The 857-nt window shown below is 60.8% G+C and carries 1 protein-coding gene; it reads left to right on the plus strand.

Features of this window, described 5'->3' with window-relative positions; translation table 11 throughout:
* Positions 1–115 precede the first annotated feature (115 nt).
* Positions 116–857, plus strand: a 742-nt coding sequence (locus B5F17_RS14510; protein WP_087374958.1) for a rolling circle replication-associated protein, incomplete at its 3' end; no start/stop codon positions are given.

Raw genomic sequence — 857 nt, forward strand, 5'->3', positions numbered from 1 at the left:
CACCCCAACACCGAGTTGGGCAAGAATAAAATAAGGCACTGTGCGGGGCTGAGCCCCGCATTTTTATACCCTTTTGCAGAAAAGTGTCCAATTTGGACACGGAAAGGAGGGTGGAATGGCAAAGCGAAGAAAAGTCATCCGGGCGGGGCGGCTGGTGTACGCAGCGGTGTATTCGACCGTGCATCCATCGGACAGCCCAGAAGCCAGAGCAGCTAAGACTAAGTGCTCGACGGCTGCGCGCCAGCGAATGAACATGAAATACGCATGGCAGAAGCTCGAGCTGCTGCTGGCGTCCAACTTCACGCCGCGCGATCTGGTCGTGACCCTGACCTATGACGACGATCATCTGCCGGATGATCGGGACGGTTCGGTGGATAAGATCAAGCGATTCTGGGTGCAGTTGCGCAAGGCGCGCCGCCTGGCCGGTCAATCCCTGCGCTATGTCTATGTGACCGAGGGTGTGCACGGCGACAAGCGCCTGCATCACCATGTCGTGATCGACGGCACGGGCGGGGACTTGGAAAACCTGCAAAGTCTGTGGCCGCACGGCGAGGTGCACATCGAGTACGTGGACGCCTACGGCTACGAGGCGCTGGCCAAGTACCTGACCAAGGAGCCGCGCGAGCACGGCAGCCCGAACGGTCTGCGCAGCTGGACACCGAGCCGGGGACTCAAAAAGCCCGAACGGGAAAGCGGCTGGGTGCCGGATGACGTGACGCTGTGCGCACCGCCGGGCGCGATCGTGCTGGACAGCGACAGCATGGTCAATCAGTGGGGCGAGGTCAAGTACCTCAAGTACCTGCTGCCGGACAAGCGGCCGGAACGCAAGACACGACCAAGACGGTCAAAACCGAGGA

The organism is Butyricicoccus pullicaecorum, from assembly GCF_002160355.1.
Taxonomy (GTDB): Bacteria; Bacillota; Clostridia; order Oscillospirales; family Butyricicoccaceae; genus Butyricicoccus; species Butyricicoccus pullicaecorum.